This window comes from Bacillus sp. AFS001701 (assembly GCF_002559405.1).
Taxonomy (GTDB): domain Bacteria; phylum Bacillota; class Bacilli; order Bacillales; family Bacillaceae_G; genus Gottfriedia.
This window is the reverse complement of the sequence record NZ_NTZO01000552.1, coordinates 1-3,726: the sequence shown is the minus strand read 5'-3', so window position 1 is coordinate 3,726 and position 3,726 is coordinate 1. Positions and strand designations below refer to the sequence as shown.

Annotated in this window: 4 protein-coding genes, 1 pseudogene and 1 riboswitch; of the genes and pseudogenes, 1 reads left to right on the top strand and 4 read right to left on the bottom strand. The window is 34.5% G+C overall.

The window, feature by feature from the left end:
• Positions 1-78 precede the first annotated feature (78 nt).
• Positions 79-193, top strand: a riboswitch (TPP riboswitch).
• Positions 194-327: 134 nt separating this feature from the next.
• Positions 328-2,106: a phosphomethylpyrimidine synthase ThiC gene (thiC, locus tag CN514_RS22705; protein ID WP_098234515.1), complete on the top strand. Its 1,779-nt coding sequence runs from the start codon at positions 328-330 to the stop codon at positions 2,104-2,106.
• 242 nt (positions 2,107-2,348) lie between these two features.
• Here the strand turns inward: thiC and CN514_RS22700 are convergent, their stop codons facing one another.
• From CN514_RS22700 to CN514_RS22685, 4 genes and pseudogenes are all read right to left on the bottom strand, one after another.
• Positions 2,349-2,528 carry a small acid-soluble spore protein H gene (locus tag CN514_RS22700; RefSeq protein WP_098234514.1) on the bottom strand — a complete coding sequence of 60 codons (180 nt, stop codon included), beginning with the start codon at positions 2,526-2,528 and terminating at the stop codon, positions 2,349-2,351.
• Positions 2,529-2,671: 143 nt separating this feature from the next.
• Positions 2,672-2,803 (bottom strand): YjcZ family sporulation protein, encoded by a 132-nt coding sequence (locus CN514_RS22695; protein ID WP_088014171.1) that lies wholly within the window; start codon positions 2,801-2,803, stop codon positions 2,672-2,674.
• A 175-nt stretch (positions 2,804-2,978) separates the two neighbouring features.
• Positions 2,979-3,239: a hypothetical protein gene (locus tag CN514_RS22690; RefSeq protein WP_098234513.1), complete on the bottom strand. Its 261-nt coding sequence runs from the start codon at positions 3,237-3,239 to the stop codon at positions 2,979-2,981.
• Positions 3,240-3,416: 177 nt separating this feature from the next.
• Positions 3,417-3,726 (bottom strand): annotated as a pseudogene (locus CN514_RS22685) (amino acid permease C-terminal domain-containing protein); the annotation flags it as partial.

Genomic DNA, 3,726 nt, shown 5'->3' with positions numbered 1-3,726 from the left:
AAATTCTGTAAAAATTTAGGGACATAAAAACATTTACATTTTAAATTTGTGGGTTTATATTTAGTTTGAACAATTTAATCGATTGACTAGGGGTGTCCAATTAGTTGGGCTGAGAGAGAAACGCTATTAAGTTTCTTAACCCTCAGGACCTGATCTGGTTCATACCAGCGTGGGGAAGTTAGAAATTTTTCATTAATGATTTCATAATTATTAATGTAATTTTGCTAACACTAGCCGGGTCTTAAAAATAAGATTCCGGCTTTTTCATGCTTTAAATGAATTGGATTTCGTCCTTTTTAAACTAATTAAAAAGGGGAATGAAATCAAATGAACAATTCTGTAAATGAAATGAATTTTTCCATCATGTCTAGTTTTTCAGGAAGTAAGAAGGTGTATGTTGAAGGATCTAGACCTGACATTAAGGTGCCAATGCGCGAGATTCAATTAAGTCCAACAACTGGCACTTTTGGCGAAGAAGAAAATGCTCCAGTTAGAGTTTACGACACTAGCGGACCTTACACAGATTCAGCTAGCTCAGTTGATATCCGAATGGGACTTAAGGCGATTAGACAAAACTGGGTAATCGAACGAAATGATGTTGAAGAATATGAAGGGCGTGAAATAAAGCCTGAAGATAATGGATATAGAAAAGAGTCAGATCAACATAATGTTGAGGTATTTAAAGGGTTAAAAAGAAAACCGTTACGTGCAAAGGATCATGGAAATATTACTCAAATGCATTATGCTCGTAAAGGGATTATTACACCTGAAATGGAATTTATTGCGATTCGAGAGAATGTTTCAGCTGAATTTGTTCGTGATGAAGTTGCAAAAGGGAGAGCTGTCATTCCATCGAATATTAATCACCCTGAAAGTGAGCCAATGATCATCGGACGTAATTTTCATGTGAAAATAAACGCCAATATAGGTAATTCAGCCGTCACGTCCTCAATTGAAGAAGAAGTAGAAAAAATGACATGGGCTACTCGTTGGGGAGCAGATACGATGATGGATCTTTCAACAGGGAAGAATATTCATACAACACGTGAATGGATTATCCGAAACTCACCAGTACCAGTAGGGACAGTTCCGATTTATCAGGCGCTTGAAAAGGTTAATGGAATTGCTGAAGATTTAACTTGGGAAGTGTTTCGCGATACTCTAATCGAGCAAGCTGAACAAGGGGTAGACTATTTTACAATTCACGCGGGTGTCTTATTACGCTATATCCCATTAACTGCAAAACGAGTGACAGGAATTGTATCTCGTGGTGGGTCTATTTTGGCTCAGTGGTGTTTAGCTCACCATAAAGAGAATTTTTTATATACTCATTTTGAAGAAATTTGTGAAATTATGAAGCGTTATGACGTAACGTTCTCTTTAGGAGATGGACTGAGACCAGGCTCAATTGCCGATGCAAATGACGAAGCACAATTTTCTGAGTTAGAAACACTTGGTGAGTTAACGAAGATTGCATGGAAACACGATGTTCAAGTTATGATTGAAGGACCAGGGCATGTACCAATGCACTTAATTAAAGAGAATATGGATAAACAATTAGAAATTTGTCAGGAAGCGCCATTTTATACATTAGGACCGCTAACGACTGATATTGCGCCTGGCTACGATCATATTACGTCAGCAATTGGTGCAGCAATGATTGGTTGGTTTGGTACTGCAATGCTTTGTTATGTAACTCCGAAAGAGCATTTAGGTCTTCCAAATAAAGAAGATGTAAGAGTAGGTGTTATTACATACAAAATAGCAGCGCATGCAGCTGACTTAGCAAAAGGACACCCTGGTGCACAAAAAAGAGATGATGCACTTTCAAAAGCAAGATTTGAATTTAGATGGCGTGATCAGTTTAATCTTTCCCTTGATCCTGAAAGAGCAATTGAATATCACGACGAAACATTACCTGCTGAAGGAGCTAAAACAGCACATTTTTGTTCAATGTGTGGTCCAAAATTCTGTAGTATGAGAATCTCACATGATATTCGAGATTTAGTAAAACAAGAAGAACTTCAGAATGATTCAATCATCGAAGAAGGCATGAAAGAAAAAGCACTTGAATTTAGAAAACAAGGCGGAGAAATCTATCAATAAGGGTGTGAGCCTTATATGAATAGGGTAAAAGAAATCATAAAAGAAATAAAGAATTTGGAAAGAAATATGAGTCAGTTGAAAATTGAATTGAGCACAATTCAAAAAAATTGCGTACATGATTTCCAGAAAAAAGATACGATACAAGAATGCCTTAAATGCAGTTTAATTGAAAGTTTGTCTTGGTAAATGAGAAACAAAAAAACAAACCTCAAAACAAAGAGGTTTGTTTTTTTACTTAAGAATTAATGTTCTGACAAACTATTGATTGAAACTTCTTCCTCTCGATCTGGTTGACCTAGCGGATAGATTCTAGCAGTTTCATTTGTTTCATCAACATGTTGAATGTAAATTGGCATACCATTGTATGTGACATTAGCCATTTCAGGTGAAGAAGCAATTTCTTGAGCGCGTTGTTTATTCATACATATCCTCCTCTACATTAATAATTGAAACCTAACATATTATTAACAGAGGTATACTTGAGTATTCATAATAAAGTACAAGCTTTTATAAATAAAAAAAAACTCCTGTTAAAATTTAACAGGAGTTTTATAGTTTTTAATGATTACCAGTGGTGTCCATATCCATATCCGTCATATCCAGACCAGCAAGCTGCTCCAACAATGATTAATAAGATAAATAGAACAACGATTAAAGCAAAACCGTTAAGATGGTGTCCGTGATGTCCAGTACTCATACATGTGACCTCCTTCATATGATAATATTTAAGGGAAACTCCCTTAGGGTCATGTAACTAATTGAAAATTACAATTAGGAGAGGTGGATAATGTATCGTATGTTTTTTTGCCAACTATGAAACTAGTCTATAATGTAATTAGGCTTATACCTAGACGTAAGTTTTTATAAATGAATTATTTTTCCTTAGGAAGTGAAATTGCTGTTTCAATTACATAACCATTTTGAAACTTCACTGCAATTGTACCTAAATAAGTGTCAGTAGGCTGAAGTGTTTCGGTACAAGTAAAATAACGAATATGTACAACTTCTTTCGTATCTTTACTAATCTTTTGACAAGCTAGTAAATTACTTAGTCGTTTTAATGCAATATCTCTTTTCACGCCAATAAGATCTTTTTTAATAAATGATTCATAATAATTTTTTAATGGGAACATTTTAACAGCTCCTGTTCATTCGAAAATAAAATTTCTTAAGTCGTATCATATCATAAAGCAAATCTGTTTTTGTAAAGTTTGTTGCTGTGCATATCTATAATTATTCTAGTATGTTGTGGAAAATATGTAACAGACAAAAAAATGCCACTATAGGTTACTATAGTGGCATTTCATTACTTATGCAGTTTGATTTGAATCCTTATCAAACTTATTTTTACCGTTTAGTTTAGAATTTTTATATCCGTATGTGATATAAATTACTAAACCGATTACNNATTACTAACCAAACTACGAAACCTTTCCAAGTAAATGATGAAAGTTGTAGCATTAAATATACACAGAATACAACAGCTAATACTGGTACTACAGGTACCCAAGGAGTTTTGAATCCACGCTTTAAGTCTGGACGTGTTTTTCTTAATACTAGAACACCAAGAGAAACAGCAGAGAAAGCGAATAGCGTACCGATATTTGTTAATTCAGCTAA